Origin of the sequence: Corynebacterium sp. CNJ-954 (assembly GCF_001942345.1) — a bacterium.
GTDB lineage: Bacteria > Actinomycetota > Actinomycetes > Mycobacteriales > Mycobacteriaceae > Corynebacterium.
On the sequence record NZ_MKKI01000044.1, the window covers coordinates 135969 to 161139 of the forward strand.

Annotated in this window: 21 protein-coding genes and 1 pseudogene; 18 read left to right on the top strand and 4 right to left on the bottom strand. The window is 68.0% G+C overall.

Annotated elements, in window-relative coordinates:
* Positions 1 to 4: 4 nt before the first annotated feature.
* Positions 5 to 934: a Sir2 family NAD-dependent protein deacetylase gene (locus tag BJF89_RS15755; protein ID WP_075816015.1), complete on the top strand. Its 930-nt coding sequence runs from the start codon at positions 5 to 7 to the stop codon at positions 932 to 934.
* Between the two features lie 14 nt (positions 935 to 948).
* Here the strand turns inward: BJF89_RS15755 and BJF89_RS15760 are convergent, their stop codons facing one another.
* From BJF89_RS15760 to BJF89_RS15770, 3 genes are read right to left on the bottom strand one after another with little or no spacing between them, the layout of a single operon-like run.
* Entirely contained in the window at positions 949 to 1755 is an 807-nt protein-coding gene (locus BJF89_RS15760; protein WP_075816016.1) for a RecB family exonuclease, read from the bottom strand.
* Positions 1752 to 3146, bottom strand: a complete 1395-nt coding sequence (locus BJF89_RS15765) for an FAD-binding oxidoreductase (protein WP_075816017.1) — start codon at positions 3144 to 3146, stop codon at positions 1752 to 1754. The genes BJF89_RS15760 and BJF89_RS15765 overlap by 4 nt, the downstream gene beginning before the upstream one ends.
* The gene (locus BJF89_RS15770; protein WP_075816018.1) at positions 3143 to 4552 is read right to left on the bottom strand and encodes an FAD-binding oxidoreductase; all 1410 of its coding nucleotides are present in this window, start codon (positions 4550 to 4552) and stop codon (positions 3143 to 3145) included. Before BJF89_RS15770 ends, BJF89_RS15765 begins: the two co-directional genes overlap by 4 nt.
* A gap of 85 nt (positions 4553 to 4637) precedes the next feature.
* Here BJF89_RS15770 and BJF89_RS15775 point away from each other — a divergent pair, with 85 nt between their 5' ends.
* The 17 genes and pseudogenes from BJF89_RS15775 (at position 4638) to BJF89_RS15855 (ending at position 23601) form a co-directional block, all read left to right on the top strand.
* Entirely contained in the window at positions 4638 to 6608 is a 1971-nt protein-coding gene (locus BJF89_RS15775; protein ID WP_075816019.1) for a thioredoxin domain-containing protein, read from the top strand.
* A 69-nt stretch (positions 6609 to 6677) separates the two neighbouring features.
* Positions 6678 to 7514, top strand: coding sequence for a tRNA (adenine-N1)-methyltransferase (locus tag BJF89_RS15780; RefSeq protein WP_075816115.1), 837 nt, complete (start codon positions 6678 to 6680; stop codon positions 7512 to 7514).
* An 87-nt stretch (positions 7515 to 7601) separates the two neighbouring features.
* Positions 7602 to 9259: pseudogene (arc, locus tag BJF89_RS15785) on the top strand (proteasome ATPase).
* The gene (gene dop, locus BJF89_RS15790) at positions 9256 to 10794 is read left to right on the top strand and encodes a depupylase/deamidase Dop (RefSeq protein ID WP_255372698.1); all 1539 of its coding nucleotides are present in this window, start codon (positions 9256 to 9258) and stop codon (positions 10792 to 10794) included. The pseudogene arc and the gene dop overlap by 4 nt, the downstream one beginning before the upstream one ends.
* Before the next feature lie 59 nt (positions 10795 to 10853).
* The gene (locus BJF89_RS15795; RefSeq protein ID WP_075816020.1) at positions 10854 to 11078 is read left to right on the top strand and encodes a ubiquitin-like protein Pup; all 225 of its coding nucleotides are present in this window, start codon (positions 10854 to 10856) and stop codon (positions 11076 to 11078) included.
* 29 nt (positions 11079 to 11107) lie between these two features.
* Complete coding sequence (gene pafA, locus BJF89_RS15800; RefSeq protein WP_075816117.1) at positions 11108 to 12514, top strand: Pup--protein ligase; 1407 nt, start codon at positions 11108 to 11110, stop codon at positions 12512 to 12514.
* The gene (locus tag BJF89_RS15805; protein ID WP_075816021.1) at positions 12511 to 13512 is read left to right on the top strand and encodes a YafY family protein; all 1002 of its coding nucleotides are present in this window, start codon (positions 12511 to 12513) and stop codon (positions 13510 to 13512) included. The genes pafA and BJF89_RS15805 overlap by 4 nt, the downstream gene beginning before the upstream one ends.
* On the top strand, positions 13509 to 14564 hold the full coding sequence (locus tag BJF89_RS15810; RefSeq protein WP_075816022.1) for a WYL domain-containing protein: 1056 nt from the start codon (positions 13509 to 13511) through the stop codon (positions 14562 to 14564). Before BJF89_RS15805 ends, BJF89_RS15810 begins: the two co-directional genes overlap by 4 nt.
* A 65-nt stretch (positions 14565 to 14629) precedes the next feature.
* Positions 14630 to 14890 (top strand): Sec-independent protein translocase subunit TatA, encoded by a 261-nt coding sequence (gene tatA / locus BJF89_RS15815; RefSeq protein ID WP_038548646.1) that lies wholly within the window; start codon positions 14630 to 14632, stop codon positions 14888 to 14890.
* A gap of 3 nt (positions 14891 to 14893) precedes the next feature.
* Positions 14894 to 15103 (top strand): Sec-independent protein translocase subunit TatA, encoded by a 210-nt coding sequence (gene tatA, locus BJF89_RS15820; protein ID WP_075816023.1) that lies wholly within the window; start codon positions 14894 to 14896, stop codon positions 15101 to 15103.
* An 85-nt stretch (positions 15104 to 15188) separates the two neighbouring features.
* Positions 15189 to 16106, top strand: coding sequence for a twin-arginine translocase subunit TatC (gene tatC / locus BJF89_RS15825; protein ID WP_075816024.1), 918 nt, complete (start codon positions 15189 to 15191; stop codon positions 16104 to 16106).
* A complete protein-coding gene (locus BJF89_RS15830) occupies positions 16093 to 18831 on the top strand; it encodes an RNA helicase (protein ID WP_075816025.1) in 2739 nt (912 codons plus the stop codon). Before tatC ends, BJF89_RS15830 begins: the two co-directional genes overlap by 14 nt.
* A gap of 30 nt (positions 18832 to 18861) precedes the next feature.
* Positions 18862 to 19965, top strand: a complete 1104-nt coding sequence (locus BJF89_RS15835; protein WP_075816026.1) for a Xaa-Pro peptidase family protein — start codon at positions 18862 to 18864, stop codon at positions 19963 to 19965.
* The gene (locus BJF89_RS15840; RefSeq protein WP_075816027.1) at positions 19962 to 20711 is read left to right on the top strand and encodes an SDR family NAD(P)-dependent oxidoreductase; all 750 of its coding nucleotides are present in this window, start codon (positions 19962 to 19964) and stop codon (positions 20709 to 20711) included. The genes BJF89_RS15835 and BJF89_RS15840 overlap by 4 nt, the downstream gene beginning before the upstream one ends.
* Before the next feature lie 10 nt (positions 20712 to 20721).
* Positions 20722 to 21213, top strand: a complete 492-nt coding sequence (locus tag BJF89_RS15845; protein WP_075816028.1) for an FxsA family protein — start codon at positions 20722 to 20724, stop codon at positions 21211 to 21213.
* A complete protein-coding gene (lnt, locus tag BJF89_RS15850) occupies positions 21210 to 22781 on the top strand; it encodes an apolipoprotein N-acyltransferase (protein WP_075816029.1) in 1572 nt (523 codons plus the stop codon). The genes BJF89_RS15845 and lnt overlap by 4 nt, the downstream gene beginning before the upstream one ends.
* Positions 22782 to 22788: 7 nt before the next feature.
* Positions 22789 to 23601, top strand: coding sequence for a polyprenol monophosphomannose synthase (locus BJF89_RS15855; RefSeq protein ID WP_255372699.1), 813 nt, complete (start codon positions 22789 to 22791; stop codon positions 23599 to 23601).
* Here BJF89_RS15855 and BJF89_RS15860 read toward each other — a convergent pair.
* Positions 23598 to 25064 (bottom strand): HNH endonuclease signature motif containing protein, encoded by a 1467-nt coding sequence (locus BJF89_RS15860; protein ID WP_255372700.1) that lies wholly within the window; start codon positions 25062 to 25064, stop codon positions 23598 to 23600. The genes BJF89_RS15855 and BJF89_RS15860 overlap by 4 nt on opposite strands.
* Positions 25065 to 25171: the final 107 nt, after the last annotated feature.

Genomic DNA, 25171 nt, shown 5'->3' on the forward strand with positions numbered 1-25171 from the left:
GGGGATGCTCCCTGATCTCGTGGCTCCGGCACACCGCTCGGCCCTGCGGTCCATCGCCCGCGTGGTCTCCGAGACCACGACGCCGACGTCACCGGAGGTCGCACTGTCGTCGGTCACACACCAGCTCCGCCAGTCACCCGCCCTGGTGGTCACCGGTGCCGGAGTGTCCACGGACTCCGGCGTCCCCGACTACCGCGGGCCCTCGGGGTCACTGACCCGTCACCGGCCGATGACGTTCCAGGAGTTCCGCCATGATCCGGACGCCTCGCACCGCTACTGGGCGCGCTCCTTCGTCGGGTGGCGCCGAATGGCGGCGGCGCGCCCGAACCTCACGCACTTCATTCTCACCGAGCTCGAGCAGGCGGGGCTGGTCACCGGGGTCGTCACCCAGAACGTCGACGGTCTCCACGCCGACGCCGGCACCCGGAACCTGCTCACCCTGCACGGCGACCTCTCACGGGTGGTCTGCCTCCGGTGCGGGCACCTCGAGGACCGCCGGTCGCTCGACGCCCGGCTGGTGGAACAGAACCCCGGCTACCTCGAGAGCATCGACCTGGATCCGTCCCTGGTCAACCCGGACGGCGACGTCACACTCGACGAGACCCACGTCCGTGAGTTCTCCATGGTGGGGTGCCGACGGTGCGGGTCCGTACTTCTCAAACCGGACGTGGTCTACTTCGGCGAACCGGTACCGCAGGAACGTAAACAACGGGCGTCCCGGATGCTGGCCGAGGCCTCGAGCCTGCTGGTCGTCGGATCGTCGCTGGCGGTGATGAGCGGCTACCGTCTCGTCCTGGACGCACGGAGACAGGGCAAGACCGTCTCCGTCATCAACGGCGGTCCGGGACGTGCCGACCCCAAGGCCGATGTCGTCTGGCGGACACCCGTCGCCCCGGCGTTCCTCGACCTCGTCGACGCCCTCGGTATCTCCTGAGGCGGGGCCACCGGTCAGGAGAATTCCTCCGGTACACCCGGGTACTCGGGCGGTGTGCCGTTGAAGGCGGGGCATACCGCCTGGAAGGAGCACCAGCCGCAGAGTTTCGAGGTCTTCGGTGCGAAATCCCCGCTACGGGCGTCCCTCCCGATCTTCGTCCAGATGTCCCCGAGATCACGCTCCACGTAGTTGAGCTCTGTGGGGGTGGGGGAGAGCACCATGTCGTCCCGGACCTTCAGGTACATCAGCCGCAGCTGTTCGGGGATGTGGTCGAACATGCGCCACCACACCAGGGCGTAGAACCGCATCTGGAACACCGCCTGCGCAGAGAACCGCGGGATCGGTTTCTTGCCGGTCTTGTAGTCGACCACCCGCACCTGACCGGTGGGAGCGACGTCGACCCGGTCGATGAAACCACGCACCGGGACCCCGTTCGGCAGGGTGGTGTCCACGAACTTCTCCACCGACTCGGCGTCGAAGCCGGACGGGTTCTCCATCTGGAAGTAGCCTTTGACCAGTGACCGGGCCTCGACGAGGAAGTCCGTCGTCGATTCGTCGGGCACCAGCTCCTCAAGCTGCGCGTCGGACTCCTTCATCGCCGTCCAGTGCGGGGTGAGCATCTTCACCGCGGCGGGGTAGGTGCGCTCCTCCCGCGGCAGGCCGTGCAGGTCCTCCAGAACCGCGTGCACCAGTGTGCCCTTGACCTGCGCGACGGTACTGGGTTCCGGCAGCCGGTCGATCGCCCGCAGGCGGTAGAGCAGCGGACACTGCCGGTAGTCACCGACACGCGAGGGTGACAGGGCGAGGGGACGGCGGGTCACAGGGCCTCCAACATCTTTCCGGGGTTGAGGACGGCGGTGGGGTCGACGGCGTCCTTGATCCTGCGGTGCAGGCGGCGGTTCGCTTCATCAAGTTCTTGCGGAAGCCACGCCGACTTCAGGGCTCCGACACCGTGTTCGCCGGTGATCGTACCCCCGAGTTCAAGCCCGAGCCGCATGATGCGGTCGAAGGCCTCGGTTCCTGCGGCCACGGAGTCCTCGTCGGCGAGATCGTAGAAGACCGACGGGTGGACGTTGCCGTCACCGGCGTGGGCGACGAGAGCGACGGTGGTTCCGGTGTCGTCCCTGATCGCCCCGACACCGGCGCAGAAGTCGGCCAGGCGACTCCGCGGTACGCATACGTCGTCGATCATCTGGCCGCCGCCATGGGCGGCGGCATAACGTTCATTGGCGATCTGCACCGAACGGCGGGCGGCCACGAGGAGCTCGGAGTCTGTGGGGTTGTCGGCGAAGGCGACGTCCACGGCACCGTGTTCCTCGGCGACCGCCGCGAACGCCCGGGTGTCGGTCTCCGCGGTGGCTGAGTCGGACTGCATGATCAGCACGGCGCCGACCTCGGCATCGAGTCCGAAGTCCCCGATCTCGGCGAGCAGACCGATGGTCATCCCGTCCATCATCTCCAGCATCGACGGACGTGCCCCGGTGGCCATGTAGGACGCGACGGTGTCCACCGCGCGTCCCACCGTGGGGAAGGTCGCCAACGCGCTCAACGGGTCCGGCCCCAGGGGCACGACTTTCAACGTGGCCTCGACGATGATCCCGAGGGTGCCCTCGGAACCGGTGAACAGGGAGACCAGATCCAGCCCGGCCACCCCTTTGACGGTGCGGTGCCCCAGCCGGGTCACCTCGCCGTCGGCCAGCACGACGGTGAGCTCGCGGACGTACTCGCGGGTGACCCCGTACTTCACGCAGCACATGCCACCGGCGTTCGTCGCGATGTTCCCGCCGACGGAGGAGATCGCGACCGAGCCCGGGTCCGGTGGGTACGCCAGACCGTGGGGACGCAGCGCGTCCTTGAGGTCCTTGTTGATGATCCCCGGCTCCACGGTGACCGTCATGTTCGCCTCGTCGATGTCCAGGACCCGGTTCATCGACGCCACCGAGAGCAGGATGCAGCCGTGCTCGGCACAGGCTCCGCCCGACAGTCCCGAGCGCGCACCCTGGGGCACCACCGGAATCCCGCGGGAGTGGGCGAACCGCATGGTCACGGCAACGTCCTCCACGCACCCGGCGCGGACGACGGCGAGGGCGTCGCCCGTGCCGGGGTGGACGGATTCATCGGTGGAGAAGGCGGCGATGACGTCCGGGTCGGTACTCAGCGTGCCCTGGAGCCCGGCAGCCAGCGCGGTCAGGGAATCCGGCACGGTGTTCACAGGTGCTCCAGCATCTTTCCGGGGTTGAGGACCCCGGTGGGGTCGACGGCATTCTTGATCTCGCGGTGCAGACGCCGGTTGCCGTCGTCGAGTTCGGTGGCCAGCCAGCGGTTCTTCAGGTTGCCGACACCGTGCTCGCCGGTGATCGTGCCCCCGAGTTCCAGCCCGAGGGCCATGATGCGGTCGAAGGCGTCCTGGGCGGCCGTCACGGAGTCACGGTCAGCGGTGTCGAAGAAAACCGAGGGGTGCATGTTGCCGTCGCCGGCGTGACCGATGACGGTGACCAGAGCGCCGGTGTCGTCCCGGATGTCCTCGACCCGGTCGCAGAACTCGGCGATGCGGGAGCGGGGGACGCACACGTCGTCGAGGAGCTGGCCTCCACCGTGTGCCCGTGCGTAGTGCTCCCAGGCGGGCTGCGCGGAGCGCCGGGCTGCGACGAGGAGTTCGGAGTCTGTGGGGTTGTCGGCGAAGGCGACGTCCGCCGCGCCGTGCGTTTCGGCGACCCGGGCGAAGGCTTCGGTGTCCTGTGCCGCGGTGACCGAGTCGGACTGCATGATCAGCACGGCGCCGACCTCGGTGTCGAGACCGAAGTCGCCGAGCTCGTTGACCATGGCGATGGTGGCGGCGTCCATCATCTCCAGCAGCGAGGGGGTGGCTCCGGTGGACATGTAGGCCGAGACTGCTTCAGCGGCGGACCGTACCGTGGGGAAGGTCGCCAACGCGCTCAGCGGGTCCGGCCCCAGGGGCACGACTTTCAACGTGGCCTCGACGATGATCCCCAGAGTGCCTTCGGAACCGGTGAACAGTCCCGCAAGGTCGAGTCCTGCCACGCCCTTGACCGTGCGGTGCCCCAGGCGGGTGACTGTACCGTCGGCCAGCACGACGGTGAGCTCACGGACGTACTCGCGGGTGACCCCGTACTTCACACAGCACATGCCACCGGCGTTCGTCGCGATATTGCCGCCGATGGAGCACATGGCGACGCTGCCGGGGTCCGGCGGGTACGCCAGCCCGTGGGGACGCAGCGCGTCCTTGAGGTCCTTGTTGATGATCCCCGGCTCCACGGTGACGGTCATATTGGCCTCGTCGACCTCGAGGACGCGGTTCATCGACGCCACGGAAAGCAGCAGGCAGCCGTCCACGGCGTTCGCACCCCCGGAAATACCCGAGCGCGCACCCTGGGGGACCACCGGGACCCCGTGGGCATGGGCGAAGCGCAGGGTGGCGACGACGTCGTCCACCGTGGTGGCGCGGATCAACGCAGCGGGCGCCCCCACGGGACTGTAGAGCGACTCGTCGGTGGCATGGGAGGCGAGGACGTCCGGGTCGGTGGTCAGCGAGCCGGACAACTGCGGACCCAGTTGTGTGGTGATTCCGGTGACAGCGGGGGTAGTCGGAGACGTCATTGACGCCACTCTAGTCGTTGCCGTCCCCCTTCCCGCTCCGCACCGTCCCTGTGGCCGCCGGGCTCCTCCGGCTACCGTGGTGGGCATGAACTCCAACCGTCTCGCCGGATCGACGTCCCCGTACCTGCAGGCCCACGCCGACAACCCGGTGCACTGGCAGCCGTGGGGCCCGGAGCCTTTCGCCGAGGCACGGGAGCGTGGTGTGCCTGTGCTGGTGTCCGTCGGTTACGCGACCTGCCACTGGTGCCATGTGATGGCTGCGGAGTCCTTCACGGACCCGGACATCGCGGCACGGATCAACGACACCATGGTGGCGGTGAAGGTGGACCGGGAGCAGCATCCGGACGTGGACGCCTACTACCTGCAGGCGGCTGTGGCCCTGAGTGGGCAGGGCGGCTGGCCGATGACGGTCTTCACGGACGCTGACGGGCGGCCGTTCTTTGCCGACACCTATTTCCCACCGGAGCCGAAGCAGGGGCGCCCCTCGTTCCGGCAGGTACTCGAGGCGGTCTCGCGGACGTGGTCGGAGGAACGTGCCCGGGTGGACGAGCTGACCGCCCGGCTCAACGAGGCGATCGAGAACAGTGGGGAAGAGGACGGGGCCGAGGCGTCCTGGGCCGCCCAGGACGTCACCGCGGAACTGCCGACGCGGATCGTGCAGAAGATGCGGGCGTCGGAGCACCCCACCGGTGGGTTCGGTGGTGCACCGAAGTTCCCGCCGTCCGCGGCGGTGCTGGGTCTGGTGCGGTGGGCGGAGCGCACCGGGTCCGATACGGCGAGAACCCAGGTGCTCGACATCGTCGGTCGCACGACGGCGGCACTGCTGCAGGGCGGGTTGGTCGACCCCGTCGACGGCGGATTCCACCGCTACTGCGTGGACGAGAACTGGACGGTACCGCATTTCGAGAAGACCTTGTACGACAATGCGCTGCTGCTCCGCGCCCTGGCCGCCTACAGCGCACGACGACCCGACGACGCGCTCGTCGCCGAGGCCGTCGAGCTGACGCGGTCTTTCCTGACCCACGGGTTGGGCACCGGTGTTCCGGGACTGCTGGCCAGCGGGCTCGACGCCGACACCGTCGTCGACGACACACGGGTGGAGGGCTACACCTACACCTGGGACCCCGGCGAGTTGGAGAGTCTGGGACTCTCAGGCGAAGGGGACGTGGACGGACGGGTCGTACTCACCCGGCGCGAGGGGCTGCCGCTGTCGCCCGAGTTGCGCAGGGCCCTGCGGCAGGCACGCTCGTCCCGGCCGCGCCCCGCGGTCGACGACAAGGTGGTCACGGCGTGGAACGCCATGGCCGCGGTCGCACTCACCGAAGCCGGCGACCCGGTGGCGGGGGCTGCGGTCACCGCCGCACTGTGGGACCACGCCGTGACCACTGACGCCGACGGCGGCATTGTCGAGGTGGTGCGGTGCACCGGATCCCCGCAGGCCCCGGGCACTCTCGAGGACTGTGCCTGGCTGTTGCTCGCCCTCGTCCGTCTCTGGGAACACCAGGGGTCCGCCTACGGCACGCTGGAGGTCCCCGCGGCGGTCTCGGAACTGGTGCGCCACATCCAGGTCACCTTCCACCGTGGTCCCGGCACCTGGTACGACGCCGCGGCTCCGGTCGCCGGCACCGGGGTGCGCCCGCGCGACCCCTACGACGGGGCGACGCCCGCGGCGGTGGCGGTGCTGGCGGAGGCCCTGAGCATGGCCGGTACGGTGGCGACCTCCCTCGACGACGCGGATGTCCGCACCGTCGGGGCCCGGTGGTCGGCCGAGGCACGCCGGATCCTCGACGCCCACGCCGGTGTCGTCGACCGGCATCTGGCCCAGGCCGGCGGGTGGCTGTGTGCACTGGAGTGCCACCTCGCCGGACCGGTCGAGGCCACCGTCGCCGCAGCGACACCGGACCAGGTGTCGGCGCTGCGGGCTGAGCTGGGGACGTCCTGTCTCGTCCTGTCCGTGGAACAGGGTGCCCGGCTGCTGGGCGGCGACGGCCCGACCGGGGCAGCGGTGGTCCAGGTGTGCCGCGCGGGGGTCTGTGGGGTCCCCACCGCCCTCTGAGTCCTTGTGCGTCGACCGGCCGTTACACTGATCGGGTCCAACCGCCACACCAACGTAAAGGGGAACACCGTGGCCTACTCCGGCCCGTTCCAGCCCGGTGACCGGGTCCAGCTCACCGACGCCAAACGCCGTCACTACACCATCACCCTGGAGAGCGGTGGCAGCTACTTCACCCACAAGGGTGAGATCAGGCATGACGACATCATCGGCAGTGACGAGGGCACCGTGGTCGTCTCCCACGTCGGTGGCGAGTACCTGTGCTTCCGCCACCTGCTGGTCGACCACGTGCTGTCGATGCCCCGCGGGGCCGCGGTGATCTACCCCAAGGACGCCGCACAGATCCTGGTGGAGGGCGACATCTTCCCCGGCGCCACGGTGCTCGAGGCCGGTGCCGGTTCCGGTGCGCTGTCCATGACCCTGCTGCGCGCCGTCGGCGAGCACGGTCGGCTCATCTCCTACGAGATCCGCGACGACCACCTGGAGTACGCGGAGAACAACGTCGCCGAGTACATGGGGGAGCACCCGGCGAACTGGGACCTGCGCCTCGGCGACCTCAACGACGTCACCGTGGACGACACCGACGGTCCGGTCGACCGGGTCATCCTGGACATGCTCGCCCCGTGGGAGTGCCTGGAGACCGTGCGCGACCTGCTGATCCCGGGCGGGGTGTTCATGACCTACGTCGCCACCGTGCCGCAGCTGATGAAGGTCATGGAGGGCATCCGCGAACTGGGGTGCTTCACCGAACCGAAGGCGTGGGAGTCCCTGGTCCGCGAGTGGAAGGTCGAGGGCCTGGCCACGCGCCCCGAGCACCGGATGAACGCCCACACCGCGTTCCTGGTCTGGGCACGCCGGCTGGCCGACGGCACCGTCGCACCGAAGCCGCAGCGCCGGGCGCGTAAGTAACCGCCTGGTCCGCTCCGGGGGAGACCGAGGGGGCACTTCCGCGGTACTGGATAGGCTACCTTTCCTCCGCATGTAGACTGGCCCCCTATGACGCAGCACACCACGGACCAGAATCTCCACGACGGACCGACCGCCCGGGTCGACTCCGGCCCTGAGTCCTACCGCCAGCTGCAACTGGCCAACCGGACCCTGGGAACCCGCAACGCGAAACTCACCGAGATGCTCAAGTCCAGCCGAGACAAGCTGGACGAACTGAACTCCCGGCTGGACGCCCTCGCCGAACCTCCGAGCACCTACGGCACCCTGCTGGACACCGGCGACGGTGGCCTGACGGCCGAGGTCTACACCGCCGGACGGCGGATGCGGCTCGCTGTCAGCCCCCGCGTCTCCCCGGGCGAACTCCACCCCGGCGCGCTGGTGCGTCTGGGGGAGGGCCAGCAGGTCGTCGAGGTCTGCGGATACGCCGACGCCGGTGACATCGGCACCGTCGTCGAGGTCGTGGACTCCGACCGTATCGTCGTCGCCGACAAGCTCGGTGAGGAGGCGTTGATGAAGTGTGCCGGGGCCCTCACCTCGGAACTGGCGGCGAAGCAGGTGGGCCCCGGTGACAGTGTCATCGTCGACCGTCGCGCCGGGTACGCCTTCGAGGTGATCTCCCGCGCCGAGGTCGAGGACCTGGTGCTCGAGGAGGTCCCGGACGTCTCCTACACCGACATCGGCGGTCTGGAGAGCCAGATCGAACAACTGCATGATGCCGTCGAACTGCCTTTCCTGCACCCGGAGCTCTACCGTGACTACGGCCTGCTGCCCCCGAAGGGCGTGCTGCTCTACGGGCCGCCCGGGTGCGGCAAGACGTTGATCGCCAAGGCGGTGGCGTCCTCGCTGTCCCGCAAGATCAACTCCGACGCGGGCACCCCGGACGCGAAATCCTACTTCCTGAACATCAAGGGTCCGGAGCTGCTCAACAAGTTCGTCGGCGAGACCGAGCGGCAGATCCGGCTGATCTTCGAACGTGCCCGCAAGATCGCCTCCGCCGGCCAGCCGGTGATCATCTTCTTCGACGAGATGGAAGCCATCTTCCGTACCCGCGGCACCGGCGTCTCCTCGGACGTGGAGTCCACCGTGGTGCCGCAGCTGCTGGCGGAGATCGACGGTGTGGAGGGCCTGCGCAACGTCATCGTCATCGGCGCCTCGAACCGCGAAGAGCTGATCGACCCGGCGATCCTGCGCCCGGGGCGTCTCGACGTGAAGATCCGGGTGGAACGCCCCGACCGTGCCGCAGCCGCCGACATCCTGGAGAAGTACCTCACCGCGGACGTCCCGATGTCGGGTGCACTCAGTGCCGCCGCCGGGGGACCCGACGCCGCTGCCGCCCGGCTGCGGGCCCGGGTGATCGACAACCTCTACTCCGACGACCGCCCCTACCTCACGCTGCACTACGCCGACGGCACCCACACCGACCTGTTCTTCCGGGACTTCGCCTCGGGCGCGATGCTGGCCAATATCGTCGACCGGGTCAAGAAGCTCGCCATCAAGGACGTGCTGCGCGGAGACGGCGACGGTGTCACCGAAGCCACGTGGACACCGCGGTGGACGAGGAGTGCCGCGACAACGACGACCTGCCCGACACCACCAACCCCGCCGAGTGGGCCCGGATCTCCGGGCACTCGTCGCGCCGGGTCGTGGAGATCACCATGGCCGACCGTGGGGCTGGCCGTGTCACCGGCCGGGAGGGCGACCAGTGACCGACGCACCACGACGGCTGATCGGCACCGAAACAGAGTTCGGCATCATCGCCCCCGACGACCCCCACGCCAGCCCGATCGAGACCTCAACCCAGGCCGTCGTCGCCTACGCGGGGGCGACGGGCCTCGGCGTGAACCGGCGGACCAGGTGGGACTACAACGCCGAGTCACCGCTGCGTGACGTGCGTGGCTTCGACCTGCGCCGCTACCGCACCGCCCCGGTCATCGACCCCAACGCCCTGGGATCGGCGAATGTGGTCACCACCTCCGGCGCCCGGTTCTACGTCGACCACGCACACCCCGAGTACTCCTCACCGGAGACCACCAACGCCTGGGACGCGGTGATCTGGGACAAGGCCGGCGAGCTGGTGATGCACACCGCCGCCCAGGCCTCCGGGGAGATCGAGGACCAGCCCACGCTGAAGATCCACAAGAACAACGTGGACGGCAAGGGTGCCTCCTACGGATCCCACGAGAACTACCTCTACCCACGGTCCTACGACACCGAGGCCGTGCAGGCCGCCCTGATCCCGCACTTCGTGACCCGTCAGATCTACACCGGCGCCGGGCGCCTCGGTCTCGGGGCGGAGAGCCAGTCACCGGGATTCCAGATCAGCCAGCGCGCCGACTACATCGAGACGACCGTCTCCCTGGAGACGACGCTGAACCGCGGCATCATCAACACCCGGGACGAGTCACACGTCGGTGACGACTGGGCCCGGATGCACGTCATCATCGGCGACGCGAACCTCTCGGAGTACGCGACCTTCCTCAAGCTGGGCACCACCGCCCTGGTGCTCGACGCCGTCGGGGCGGGTGCGGACTTCTCGGACCTGGCACTGTACGACCCGGTGGACGCCGTCCGCCGGATCTCCCGTGACCTGGAGTGCTCGGCACCGCTACGGCTCTACGGCAACGTGGAGCGGACAGCGGTCGACATCCAGCGCGAGATCCGCCGTCGGGTCGCCGACGCCGTCCCCGCCGAGCAGCGGCACGACAAGGACGACCTGGTGCTCGAGCTGTGGGGGCAGGTCCTCGACGACCTCGACCGGGACCCGATGAGCACCGCAGACCGGCTCGACTGGACGGCCAAACTCAGTCTGCTCACCGCCTACCGTGCCCGTGGCCTGGACTGGGACCATCCGACGATGGCGGTGGTCGACATCCAGTACCACGACATCGACCCGGCGAAGGGGCTGTACAACGCCCTGGTCCGGAAGGGCCGGATGCGCACACTGGTCCCTGCCGGGGATGTCGCCGCCGCAGCGGCGCAGGCACCCACCGACACCCGCGCCTGGTTGCGCGGTGAGGTGGCCCGACGGTTCTCCGGTGAGCTGCTGGCGGCGAACTGGGACACCCTGGTGCTCGACACCCCCTACGGGGCGTCGTCGACGACCCGGGTACTGCTCGCGGACCCGTTGCAGGGGACCGCGGGGCAACTGCAGGAGGCCCTGGCCGACGTCGATGACGCCGCCGGCCTCGTCCGGGTGCTGGGCGAACTCATTCCCGGCTCCCTCGACGGTGTCGACTGCTAGCCTGTAGGCATCAGAACGTATTTTCACCGACTCTCCATTCATGAAGGAAGTGGTTCCACATGACAGCCGGATCAGGCTCGACGGGTGGCTCTGGCCAGGGCCAGGTGCACGGGGGCCGCGGGCCCGCCGACGAGGACGCCCCAGGCACCACTGACCCCACCGCCTCCGGCCAGGAGCAGCTCAAGGTCAGCGGTACCGACGACCTGCTCGACGAGATCGACGGCCTGCTGGAGTCCAACGCCGAGGAGTTCGTGAAGTCGTACGTCCAGAAGGGCGGGCAGTAGTCACGGCGACCGTGTTCACCCGGCGGATCATGGGCCTGGAGACCGAGTTCGGCATCACCAGCGTCCTCGACAGCCACCGCCGACTCGGCCCGGACGAGGTCGCCCGGCACCTCTTCGCCCCGGTCGTGGAGAAGTACCGCAGCAGCAACGTCTACTGGCCGAACGCCTCACGGGTGTACCTCGACGTCGGCGCACACCCGGAGTTCGCCACCGCCGAGTGCGACTCACTGCACCAGCTGGTGACCTACGACCGGGCGGGGGAGCACATCTTCCACGGACTGGCCTCCCGGTGCGAGGCGTCGCTGAATGAGCGGGGGATCGGCGGCAAGGTCTACCTGCTGAAGAACAACACCGACTCGGTCGGCAACTCCTACGGCTGCCACGAGAACTACCTGGTGGGCCGCGACATGCCGCTGAAGAGCCTGTCGGCCCAGCTGCTGCCCTTCCTGGTGACCCGCCAGCTGATCTGCGGGGCAGGGAAGATCAGCGTGCCCACCGCCGGCGCCCCGAACGAGAACTTCGGTCCCGGCTACTGTCTCTCCCAGCGCGCGGACCACGTGTGGGAGGGGGTCTCCTCGGCCACCACCCGCTCGCGTCCGATCATCAACACCCGGGACGAACCGCACGCGGACTCCTCCCGGTTCCGTCGGCTGCACATCATCGTCGGCGACTCGAACATGTCCGAGACCACCACCGCACTGAAGGTCGGTTCGACCCTGCTCGTCCTGGAGATGATCGAGGCCGGGATCGCGCTGCCGGACTGCGAGCTGTCCAACGAGATCCGCTCGATCCGCGAGATCGCCCGCGACCTCACCGGCACCACACCGCTGGCCCTGCGCAACGGCGACACCGCAACACCGCTGGGCATTCAGCGCGCCTTCCACGCCGCGGCGACGCAGTGGCTCGACGACCGCCCGGAGCCCGCCGACGGTGAGACCGGAACCCCCCGCGACCAGCTTCTCCCGGTGGTCGACCTGTGGGGACGTGTACTCGACGGCGCGGAGTCCGGTGACTTCTCCGGGGTGGACACCGAGATCGACTGGGTGATCAAGAAGAAGCTCATCGACCGGGTCGCCGACCGCGGCGGCCTCGACATCACCGACCCCCGGCTGGCCCAGGTCGACCTGACCTACCACGACATCAACCCGGACCGCGGCCTGTTCCACATGCTGGCGCGCCGGGGGCAGGTCGCCACCCTCGTCGACCCCGCGGACATCGACACCGCCGCACAGACGGCGCCGCCGACCACCCGTGCCGCAGCACGCGGCCGGTTCCTCACCGCCGCCGAGTCCAGCGCCCGCCAGACCACGGTGGACTGGACACGCCTGAAGGTCAACGGTGACGGCGGCGCCGAGATCGTCCTTCCCGACCCGTTCGCCCCTGACGCCGACGGACTTGACCAGCTCCTCGAGATCCTGGGGGAGGACCCGCGGTGAGCACCCGGAACCGGCCCACGGAGGTCCACTGGGACCCCGCCGCCTCCCGCCTGCTCAATCTCGTCCTGGCGCTGACGGACCGGCCCCGCTCCGTCGGATGGATCCGCACCCACGTCGACGGCTACACCGGCGACGCCGAGACCGTACGTAAACGCTTCGACCGGGACCGCACCCTGATCGACGATCTCGGCCTGGTCATCACCGAAACGACCGGCACCGACACTGACGGACACCCCGAACTGCAGTACGGCATCGACCCCACGTCCAGCTTCCTGCCGGACCTCACGGTCACCGACGCCCAGTGGCAGGCGCTCCGCCCGGCCGCGCAGTGGGTCCCGAACCAGTCCCTGGCCGCACCCGTACGTCACGCACTGCAGAAACTGTCGACCGTGGCACCGGCCTCCGACACCGACGGGGGTCCGGGCTTCTCCGCCCCGGTGCCCGACGCCGTCGACCTCACCGACGCCGACATCGAGGCCCTGAACATCGCCCTGGACCGCAACCTGAGCCTGCGGTTCCACTACTGGCCCGCCCTGACGGAACAACCCCGGCTACGCCACCTGGACCCGTGGGGAGTGGCCGCCGTCGACGGTCGGCTCTACCTCACCGGGTACGACCTCGACCGGGACCAGCAACGCACCTTCCGTCTGTCCCGTATTGCCGGGTTGGAAGCTACCGCGACCCTGATCCGTCACCGCGCGCCGGGCCGTCCCGTCGCCGACCTCGTGACCGAGGGGCTCCGGGACGCCTCATCCATGGTCACCGCCCGCGTCCGGTTCCTCACCGACGGTGCGCAGGAGCTCCGGGTACTCGCCGGACCGGCCGACAGCGACGGCGGGCGCCCGCTCGGGCCGGTCGACCGGCAGTGGCTGATCCGCACGGCCGCGTCCTACGCCACCGACGTCCTCGTGGTCGATCCGCCGGACGTCGTCGCCGACATCATCACGCACCTGGAGGACGCCGTGCGCACCTTCGGGGGAGAGGAGGACCTGAGGTGACCGAGCCTGTTCCCCGTCGACGGAGCGTCGGCTACACCACCTGGCAGGTACGCCGCGTCCTGGCGGTCATCGCCTGGTTCCGGCACCATCCGGACGGTTCGTTGATGCGTGCGGCCGCCCAGTTCGGTGTGACCGTGCCCCAGTTACGCCACGAACTGACGCAGGCGGCCACCTGCGGGGTGCCGCCGTACCTGCCGGGGTCGCTGCTGGAGTTCACGACCTCGGGGATGCATGTCGATGTCGTGACCTCACTCGGGCTCGACCGGGCGCCGTCGCTGACCGCAGCGGAGTCCGGGGTGCTGCTGATCAGCCTGGAACGGCTGGCAAGTGTCGTGACGGGCCCGGGCCGGGCTGACGTCGAGTCGGCCGCCGGGATGATCCGCGACCTGCAGCAGGACGTGCGGGACCGGCGTGACCGGTTCACCCCCGACGAGTTCACCACCCCCTCCCGCGCAGACACCGGCACCAGCTCCGGTGCCGGTCAGGACGGGACGTCCGGTGTACTGGCGGAGAACCTGCCGCCACTGCGTGAGGCGCTCACCACCCGGAGGTGGGTGGAACTGACCTACCGGTCGGCCTCCTCGGACTCGGTGGGCACTCGCACACTGGTCCCGGACCAGCTGGAGTTCATCGACGGCCAGGCGTACCTGTGGGCCCGCGACGACGCCGATGTGCAACGGTGTTTCAACGTGTCCCGGATGTCGCAGGTCACCGTCACGGAACGCGGTGCGCCGGAGATCCGTGAGCGCACGATCGACGCCGACGACCCGTTCGGGTTCGACCGTGACGGACAGCGCTGGGCCGAGATTGACCTGGAGGACGGCGCGGCGTGGATGTTCGAGTACCTGCCCATCTGGCAGGTCGACACCCCCGGGACGCTGCGGGCGGCGATACCGGACACCGGCGACTGGCTGGAACGGTTCCTGCTGGCGTACGCCCCGAGTATCCGGGCGGTCGTCCCGCAGTCCACCGAAGACGCACAGTGTGATCTCGGCCACCGCGTGGCCCGCCGCGCCAGCGCTGCGCTGGATGCCTACCGTTCTCTGGCGTAGGGTTACCGGTATCTGATCCACACCGTGGAACACACGCTGTATGACCGACGGAAAGGCCGGTACTGATGGGTGGCATAGGCCCGTGGCAAATCCTGATCATCGTCCTGATTATCCTGCTCCTCTTCGGAGCGTCGAAGCTGCCGACTCTGGCGCGCTCCGCTGGTCGCTCCATGCGCATCTTCAAGTCTGAAATGACGGAGATGAAGAACGACGGTCAGCCCTCCGTCGAGAGCGCGAAGCCGACCACCAGCACGGACGGAATCTCCGACGACATCAGTGCCGAACCGGAGTTCCGTCCGAACAACAACCAGTCACAGGAGCGGTGACCGATGCCTGGTGCCACTGAATGGCTCATCATCGCCCTGGTCGTCGTGCTCTTGTTCAGCGCGCCGAAGCTGCCGACCATGGCCCGGTCACTGGGCCGCTCCATGCGGATCTTCAAGTCCGAGATGACAGAGATGAAGAACGACGGGGCGCCTGCCGTACCCTCAGCCGCCCCTGTATCTGAACCGAAGGTCACCCCGCCCAGCAATGACTGACAGTTCCCCCGACGCTCCTCGGCGAGTCCGTGTGCCGCGCACACGGCGCTCGCTGAAACGAGGACGTCGCCCCACGGAAGCGGAGATGTCTCTGGTCGAGCATCTCAAGGAACTCCGTCGCAGGATCCTCATCGCTCTCGTCGCGATCGGGGTCGGCACGATTCTCGGATACATGTGGTACGGCAACGGTGTCTTCGGCACTCCCAGCCTTGGTGACCTGCTCAAGGACCCGTACTGCGAACTGCCGCCGGAGTTGCGGTTCGGCGGTGACATCGCCAATGAGTGCCGCCTGTTGGCCACCAGCCCGTTCGAGATGTTCATGCTGCGGCTGAAGATCGGCTTCCTTGCCGGCCTGGTGTTGTCCGCACCGGTGTGGCTGATGCAGTTGTGGGGTTTCATCACACCGGGGCTGAAGAAGAACGAGAAGATGTGGACGCGCACTTTCGTGACTGCGGCGACCCTGCTGTTCGTCCTCGGAGCCGTCCTCGCGTACTTCGTGCTCTACTTCGGTCTGGAGTTCCTGCTCACCATCGGTGACGAGACCCAGATCGCGGCGCTCAACGGTACGGCGTACTTCAGCTTCCTCCTGACGCTTCTCCTCGTGTTCGGTGTGAGCTTCGAAGTGCCGTTGATCACCGTGATGCTCAACCTCGTAGGGGTGCTCAGCTACCAGACGTTGAAGGACAAGCGCCGCTACATTATCCTCATTCTCTTCGTCCTCGCCGCTTTCGCCACGCCCGGCGGCGATCCGGTGTCCATGCTGATCCTGGCGCTCTCGATGTGTCTCATGATCGAGATCGCGATCCAGATCGCCCGGATCAACGACAAGCGACGTGCGAAGAAGGCCGGTATCGACGGTGTCGACCAGGTACCCGAGGACCTCGACGATGAGACAGCATCCTCGATCGCCCCTGCCGCGCCGATGAATGCCCCCCGCACCTCACCGAACCCCACCCCGACAACACCCAGGATGGACCACAACAATCTCGATGACCTCCTCTGACCCGGACACCCTCCCGGCACCGGTCGCGGCATTCGCTGCCGCATACCCTTTCCCTCTGGATGAATTCCAGCTCACCGCGTCCGCCTCCATCGCGGAGGGACGCGGCGTCCTCGTCTGTGCACCCACCGGCGCAGGAAAAACGGTGGTGGGGGAATTCGCCGTGCACGAAGCGTTCCGGCGTGACGGCACCTGCTTCTACACCACCCCGATCAAGGCGCTGAGCAACCAGAAGTACCACGATCTCGTCGCCCGCTACGGCGAGGACCGTGTGGGGCTGCTCACCGGCGACGTCAGCATCAACGGTGACGCTCCGGTAGTGGTCATGACCACCGAGGTGCTACGCAACATGATCTACGCCGGGTCAGACCGTCTCGACACCCTCACCCACGTGGTGATGGACGAGGTCCACTTCCTCGCCGACCCGTCCCGCGGCCCGGTGTGGGAGGAGACCATCCTCAACCTCGACCCGTCGGTGATCCTGGTCAGCCTCTCAGCGACGGTGAGCAACGCCGAGGAATTCGGCTCCTGGCTCTCCACGGTGCGGGGTCAGACCGATCTCGTCGTCACCACCCACCGTCCGGTCCCGCTGCACCAGTCGATGATGGTCGGTTCCCAGATCCTGCCGCTGTACGGGAGCGGGAGGGACGGCGACGTCAACCGCGCGGTCGTCGCCGCAGCCAGCCGTGCGGAGGAGTCGGGACGGCGGCAGGGGCCGAAACGTTCCGACGTCGTCGCCCAGATGCGCAGTGCATCGATGCTCCCCGCCATCTACTTCATCTTCTCCCGCGCCGGTTGCGACGGTGCGGTCCGTCAACTCCTCGTTGACCGGGTCCGCCTGACCACCGACGCCGAACGCGACGCCATCCTCGCGACCGTCGACAGGGGAGTGGAGGGTATCGCCACCGAGGACCTCGGCGTCCTCGGATTCCGCCAGTGGCGACGGGCGTTGGGCAACGGTTACGGGGCGCACCATGCCGGTATGCTGCCAGCCTTCCGGCACATCGTCGAAGAACTGTTCTCCCGCGGGCTGATGAAGGTCTGCTTCGCCACCGAGACCCTGGCCCTGGGCATCAACATGCCGGCACGCACCGTGGTGCTCGAGAAACTCGTCAAGTTCAACGGTGAGGCCCACGTGGACCTCACACCGGGTCAGTACACCCAGCTCACCGGACGTGCCGGGCGTCGTGGCATCGACACCGAAGGCCACGCCCTGGTGCTGTGGTCCAAAGGCATCGACCCGTATGCGGTGGCGAACCTCGCCCAGACCCGCACCTACCCCCTGGACTCGACGTTCCGGCCCGGGTACAACATGGCGGTCAACCTGATCTCCACCAAGGGGTACACCGAGTCCCACCGTCTGCTGGACCGGTCCTTCGCCCAGTACCAGGCGGCATCCACCGTGGTGGAGCAGGCGGAGCGGGCCAGTCGCCGGCGTCGTGACCTGGCCAGCCTCGAACGGGACCTGTCGAAGACCCTGTCCTCCCTGAAGGGCGCGCAGGTCAGCGCAGACGACGTCATCGAGTACGCGGGGCTGCGCCGCGACCTCACACTGGAGGAGCGACGGGCGAAGAAGGACTCGGCAGCGGACCGCCAGGCTGAGACCGCCCGGTTGCTGTCCAGCCTGTCTGTCGGTGACATCATCGCCCTGCCGACGGGGCGTCATCCGCAGCTCGCCACGGTCGCGCGCAGCGACTCCGACCACCGTCACCCCCGGCCGTGGATCATCACCGAGGACGGGTGGTGCGGTCCCGTGACCGCCGAGACGTTCGGAAACGTCCCCGTGCCGCTGGGCCATATGTCGCTGCACAAGGGGGTGCAGCGCAGCCCGAAGCGTAACTCCCGCGCTGTGGCGTCCAACCTTCGGCGGCAGAAGGTCGACCGGCCCCGTGTCCTCAAACCGAAGGCGAAGAGCGGGTCGCGTAAGGCCGCCGAACTCCGGGACAAGGTGCACGTCCATCCCGTCCATCTTCTGGCGGAGCGCGAGGATCTGGTCCGCCCGGCGGAGCGGGTCGTTGCGGCGCGACGTACCCTCGACCGCGAGATGGAGATCGCTGCACCGGAGACCGAGTCCCTGTCCCGGACCTTCGACCGGATACTCGACCTCCTCGGCGAGTTCGACTACGTGGAACAGGACGGTACTGACGACGCTGACAATGCTGACGATGCTGACGATGCTGTCCCGTCTTCCGACCGGACCACGACCCGCATCACGGCTGAGGGCCGACGACTGGCCCAGGTCCACCATGAGGCGGATCTCCTTGTCGCCCAGTGTCTGCGGCGCGGTGTGTGGGATGAGCTCGATCCCGCCGAGCTCGCCGCCGTGGTGTCGACGTGCGTCTTCGAGAACCGTCGGGAGAGCGAGGGCCGTCACGAGGACGGTGTCCCGACCGAGCCGCTGGCCGACGCGGTCACCGCGGTGTTCCGTATCCACGGCGAACTCGTCTCCGACGAGGCACGGCACCGCCTGCCGGTGACCCGCGAACCGGACATGGGGTTCGCCACGGCGGTACACCAGTGGGCCGCCGGCGCACCCCTGGACTACTGCCTGCGTGCTGCGGAGGCGTCCGGTGCCACGCTGAGCGCCGGCGATTTCGTGCGCTGGTGCAACCGGGTCATCGACCTGCTGGAGCAGATCCGTCACACCGGTTACTCGTCGTCGGTGAAGGCCTCCGCCCGGAAGGCTGTACCGGCGATCCGGCGGGGCGTGGTGGAACTGGGCGCGTAGCGGACCGGCTCTGGCCTACACTGGCTTCCCATGAGCTTTCCTGTCTCCACCTACACCGCCCGTCTCGATGCCGTCGGGGACCTCCTCGACGAGCAGGGCATCACCGCGGCTGTCCTCACCCCTGGGCCGGACCTGCGGTTCCTCCTCGACACCGACATCGAGACCCACGAACGTTTCGCCGCCCTGGTGATCACGCCGTCAGCGCGCCGGATCGTCGTACCCGGCGTGGATGCCGCGGTGCTACGCAGTGGCGTGGCGGGGGAGGCCGGAGTGGACGTCGTGCCGTGGAACGACGGGGAGGACCCGGTGGAGTTGCTCGGCCTGCCCGACGGCGCCACCGTCGCGGTCTCGGGCACCATGACCGCCGACCACCTGCTCACCATCCAGGGCAGGGGAGTGCAGACCCTCAACGCCACCACCGTGCTCCGCGACGTCTTCATGGTCAAGGACGACGTCGAGATCGCCGAGCTCACCCGCGCGGGCCACGCCATCGACGCCGTGCACCGTCAGGTCCCGGGTCTGCTGCGCGCGGGACGTACCGAGCGCGACGTGGCCGCCGACCTCACCACCATGATCCTCGCCGAGCACGTCGCCGTGGACTTCGTCATCGTCGGTTCCGGCCCGCACGGAGCCGACCCGCACCACAGCTACTCCGACCGCGTGCTGGCCGAGGGCGACGTGGTCGTCGTCGACATCGGCGGCACCCTCGACTCCGGTTACCATTCCGACTGCACCCGCACCTACGTGCTCGGTGCCGCGTCCCAGGCACAGCAGGACGCCTACCTCGTGCTGCAGCAGGCGCAGGACGCCGGTCGTGCCGCCGCGCGCCCCGGCGTCACCGCCGCCGAGCTCGACGCCGTGGTCCGCGACATCATCGAGGACGCCGGCTACGGCGACTACTTCACCCACCGCACCGGTCACGGCATCGGCGTCTCCGGCCACGAGGAACCGTTCATCATCGCCGGAAATGACACCGTACTGACCGAGGGGATGGCCTTCTCCATCGAACCGGGGATCTACGTGCCCGGACAGTGGGGTGCCCGGATCGAGGACATCGTGGTCCTCACCGCCGACGGCTGCGAGCCGCTCAACACCACCACACACGACCTCACCACCGTGGAGGTGCCCGCATGAGTACTCCGGGATCCCCGAGACGGATCGTCCTGTTCGGCGCCACCAGCGAGATCGGGGAGCAGATCATCACCCGGCTCGCCGCCGGCAATGACCTCGTCCTGGCTGCCCGACGTCCCGACGCCCTGACAGACCTGGTGACGGCCTGTGAGGAGGCCGGGGCGACGCGGGTGGAGACCGTCTACTTTGACGCGTCAGACTGTGCCGGTCAGGCAGACGTCATCGACACCATCGAGGAGTCCGGCCCGATCGACACCGCAATCGCCGCCTTCGGTGTGCTCGGTGACCAGGATCTCGCGGAGCGTGACGGTGCGGAGGTGGAGCGCATCCTGCACACCGACTTCACGGCCCAGGCCGTCCTGCTCACCGACCTGTCCGCCCGTATGACGGCCCGCGGTCGCGGCGATCTGGTCGCCTTCTCGTCGATCGCCGGTGCGCGTGTCCGCCGGCCGAACTACGTCTACGGTTCAGCGAAGGCCGGGCTCGACGGCTTCTGCCAGGGCATGCAGGATGCGTTGCGCGGCACCGGGGTGCGGCTGACGGTGGTCCGTCCCGGTTTCGTCATCGGACGCATGACGGAGGGGATGGACCCGGCACCGATGTCGGTGACGCCGGACGTCGTCGCCGAGGCCACCGTGCAGGCGCTGACGTCACGGCGGTCGGATGTGTGGGTGCCCCGCAGGCTCGCGCTCCTCGCCAGGGTCATGCCCCTGGTCCCGAGAGTCCTGTGGCGGCGGGCACCACGCTAGGGTGGGGAGTATGTCCCGACTGCTGCCCCTGCTGTACATCGTCGCCGAAATCCTCGTGTTCTTCCTGCTGGGAAGCTGGATCGGCTTCGGTTGGACGATCCTGCTGGTTCTGGCGACCTTCATCGGCGGCATGATGCTCGCCGGGTGGCAGTTCCGTGAGCTGGTCCGCCGGTCCATGACCGACCGCGCGCACCCGGGACAGCTCACCGCCGACGCCGCTCTGAGTGCCGTCGGCGCCGTCCTCGTCGCCCTGCCCGGCCTCGTCACCGCGGTGCTCGGCATCGTCCTGCTCCTGCCGCCGACCCGCTCCCTGGTACGTCGTGGCCTGGGCGGTGCCCTGCGTCGCAGGATCACCAGCTTCGGGGGTGCATCCTTCACGACGGTCTCCGGTGTGAGCATGCCGCAGACGAAGGACGTTGACGGGTGGGGTGAGGTCATCGACCACCGGGCCGATGAGTTCGACGACCGGGACGACAGCGACGACTGGGACGACAGGGCGTGATCCGTTTTCTCCTGCTGACGGCCGCTGCAGCGGCCGCCGGGGTGGCTCAGTTCGCCTCCTACCAGCCCACCGGCCTGTGGTGGGCGGCCCCGCTGGGCTTCGCGCTCTTCTTTGTCGCGGTGGACCGCGCGGTGTCAGGCGCCCCCACGGACGCGACCGGGCCCCGCAGCATCCGACGGTGGGTGATGTGGCTCAGCTGGGTCCAGGGCCTGGTGTGCTTCCTGTTCCTGTTGCCCTGGGTCGGCGAGTACGTCGGCGCTATCGCGTGGATCGGGCTGTCCCTCCTCGAATCCCTCTACAGCCTGCTCTTCGGGCTGGGACTGGGACTGATCTGTGTCATGGCACGGACATGGGGCAGCAGCGGTCGTGGAGGTCACGGAAGTCACGGACGATCCGCTCTGCTGCTCGTGATGGTGCCTGCCTGGTTCGTGGCCACGGAGTGGCTCCGCGCCTCGTGGCCCTTCGGCGGATTCGGATGGGCCCGGGTCGCGTGGGGCCAGATCACCGGCCCGTTGGCGGAGTGGTCGACGGTGGCCGGTCCCGCTCTGGTCACTTTCGCGGTGGTACTCACCGGCGTGGCCCTGGCGCTGCTGGTCCGCCGCAGCTACATTACGACCGCCTCCACCGTGGCGCTGACGGTCGGCGGAGGCCTTGTCCTGGGCGCTGTACCCACCTCGTGGGGTGGCGAGGTCGACCAGACGCTGAACGTCGTCGCGGTGCAGGGCAACGTGCCGCGACTCGGCCTGGACTTCAACTCCCAACGCAGCGCCGTCCTGAACAACCACCTCACGCAGACATTCAAGCTGGCCGAGGAGATCGACAGTGGTGAACGACCGCGCCCGGATCTGGTGATCTGGCCGGAGAACGCCTCGGACATCGACCCCTTCGTCAATGAGTCTGCCGCCGAGCAGATCGGCGCCGCAGCCGAAGCCGTCGGAGCCCCGTTACTGGTCGGGACACTCACTCGGGATGAGGGGGGTTCGCGGAACACGGCCGTGGTGTGGGACCCGGAGACGGGGCCGGGCGACCAGCACGTGAAGAAGTTCCTCCAGCCCTTCGGCGAGTACATGCCCTACCGTGATCTGCTGCGCCACGTCAGCCCGTATGTGGACATGGCCGGGAACTTCAAGGCCGGCGACGGGGACGGCGTGGTCGACATGGACGGCGTTCCCGTCGGAGTGGCGACCTGTTACGAGGTGAGTTTCGACGGTGCCTTCCGCGACGCCGTGCGTGCAGGCGCCACGGTGTTCGCGAGCCCGACGAACAACGCGACGTTCGGTTTCACCGACATGACGTTCCAGCAGTTGGCGATCAGCCGGATGCGTGCGATCGAATACGACCGGTCCGTGGTCGTCGCGGCCACCTCAGGGGTCTCGGCGATCGTGTCGCCGGACGGAGCTGTGACGGACCGGACAGAGATTTTCCGCGCGGGTCTTTTGCAGGAGGACGTTCCGGTGAGCGATACTGAGACGTTGTCAGCACGCATCGGCCCCGTCGGCGAGTGGATCCTCGCCGCCGTCGGCGCCGCATTCGTGCTCTATGCAGGTTTCCGGCAGAAGAAGAGGTAGGCAGAGGTTGGCTACGGGACATTCGACGAACCCCAGTGACCGCACCCTGGTCATCATCCCGACCTACGAGGAGTTGGAGAATCTCCCGCTCATCGTGGGTCGCCTCCGTGCGGCTGAGCCCGACCGCGTGGACATCCTCATCGTCGACGACAACAGCCCGGACGGTACCGGGGAACTCGCCGACGAACTGGCTGCCACTGACGGGCACATCAACGTGCTCCACCGTGAGGGCAAGGGCGGTCTGTGCGGCGCCTATGTCGCGGGGTTCCGGTGGGGGCTGGAGCGTGACTACCAGGTGCTCTGTGAGATGGACGCGGACGGTTCCCATGCTCCTGAACAGCTCAACCGACTCCTGGACCAGGTCGACGCCGGTTCGGACCTGGTCATCGGCTCGCGCTATGTGCCCGGCGGCAAGGTCGTCAACTGGCCGTGGAACCGGTGGTTCCTGTCGAAGGCGGGGAACATCTACATCTCCATCGCCTTGGGCGGTGGGCTTTCCGACATGACCGCCGGCTACCGTGCGTACCGTCGGTCGCTGGTGGAGTCCCTGGATCTCGACGAGCTCTCGAACGCGGGGTACATCTTCCAGGTGGACCTTGCGTTCCGCGCGGTCGAGGGTGGGTTCGCCGTGGACGAGGTGCCGATCACCTTCACCGAGCGTGAGATCGGCGAGTCCAAGTTGGCCGGTAGCTTCGTCAAGGACAGCCTGATGGTGGTGACGGCATGGGGGATCCGCCACCGTGCCGCCCAGGTCAGTACTCTTGCCGGGGCGTTCTGGCGGTTGGGCAGGGATTCGGTCAGGCAGAAGATCGGTCTCTAGAACGGCGCCTCTTCCGTGCTCGCTCTGCGTGCCGCAGCGAGTACCGCTTGCTGGGATGCACGTACTGCCTTTCGTCGCTCATTGTGCTCCCGGACTGTCCGGTAGCGTCTGGTCGCACGGCTGGCGAAGCTGGTTCTCGCGAATCCTGCGAGAGGCCCCGTCGGTTCAGTGACGTAGGTGCGCCCGTCGTCGACGCTCGACCACATCACCGCGCCGTCACTTCCCTTGGTGGCATCGACCCAGCCGAGTGTCTTGAGGAGATGGTGGGAACGGCACAGGGGATGGAGGTTCCCGGTGTCGGTCGGCCCGCCGGAGTCCGGATCCTCGTGGTTGTAGCGGCGCACATGGTCGATGTCGCACTTCGCCGCGGGGACCTCGCACCCGGGGAAGGTACAGCTGGTGTACACGCCTTCCAGGAACTCCACCATCCTCCTGGTGGGCGTATAGGTGTCCGTGGCGTCGTGACCGGGAATCCGGAGGTGGGTGACGCGCTCCATGAATGCGTCGGTCGCCACGGCGTCGAGCCAGTGCCCGCCTGATGTCGCAGCGACCTCACTGTTGATCTCGCGGTAGATGTTCAGGGTCACGCTGACATCGGCGGTACCGCGGACGAGGTGAAGCAGACCGTCCGCGCGTGAACACGACATTTCACGGCAGACTGCATCGAGAACGGCAATCACCTCCTCAGCTTCTTCGGGCGGGAGTGTTGCGGTGATGGCGGTGGAGCAGGGGTCATAGGTGTCGACACTGACGCGGCGGGTGGGTGTACCGCAGTCGCGAGGATCAATACCGGCGGGCGGCTCGACGGTGCCGGTGGCGAGGCCCGACTCCGTCGTCCCGATCATCTCCGCGCAACTGACGGGTGGTGGTTCAGGATCCGTGTGGTCGACGGGACGCGCGAGTGCATCGATCCTGTGCACTGCCTTGAGAATCTTCTTCACCATGGCGCGCGGCCCCGGCATCACCTGCTTGTCCCGTCGGGGAGTGAGGACTGCGATCAGGGCTTTCTCCGCTGCGACGGTGTCGTCAGGACGGATACCGTCCGCGCTACGGGCCAGTAACCGGAGATGGTCGAAGCTCAGCATCCCCCGGAGCAGGTGGGTTTTGAGTCGGGGCATGCGGGCACACAGCAACCCGATATCCGTGTAGGTTTCAGCCCTGCACCGCGTCAGCGACAGCCTGGACTGAAGGCGCGCGTGATGAGCCACGACATCGGCGGTGTCGTGAGGAACGCACTGGACAGCGATCTCGATCATGGCACGGTTCATCTTTCTGACTGCGACGGCAGCAGTGTCCGTCGATGACTCGATCGACCACCGTCGGAACGTGAACGAGGGTTCGTACAGTTCACCCCAGTCGATGAGGATCCCGGAAACGAACACGAGATCAGGATGCCCCGGCCTGGCCTGTGGAGGCTCGTGCTCGGGAGGCGGGGGAGCAGGCTGTGACGATGTGTCATCCATATCGAACACACTACCGAACAATGAAGACACAGAATGATGAAACTAAAGGAAGATCGAACATATGATCGAAACTAAAGAAGGCAAAGCAGAAGCCCTCCGGCACCACC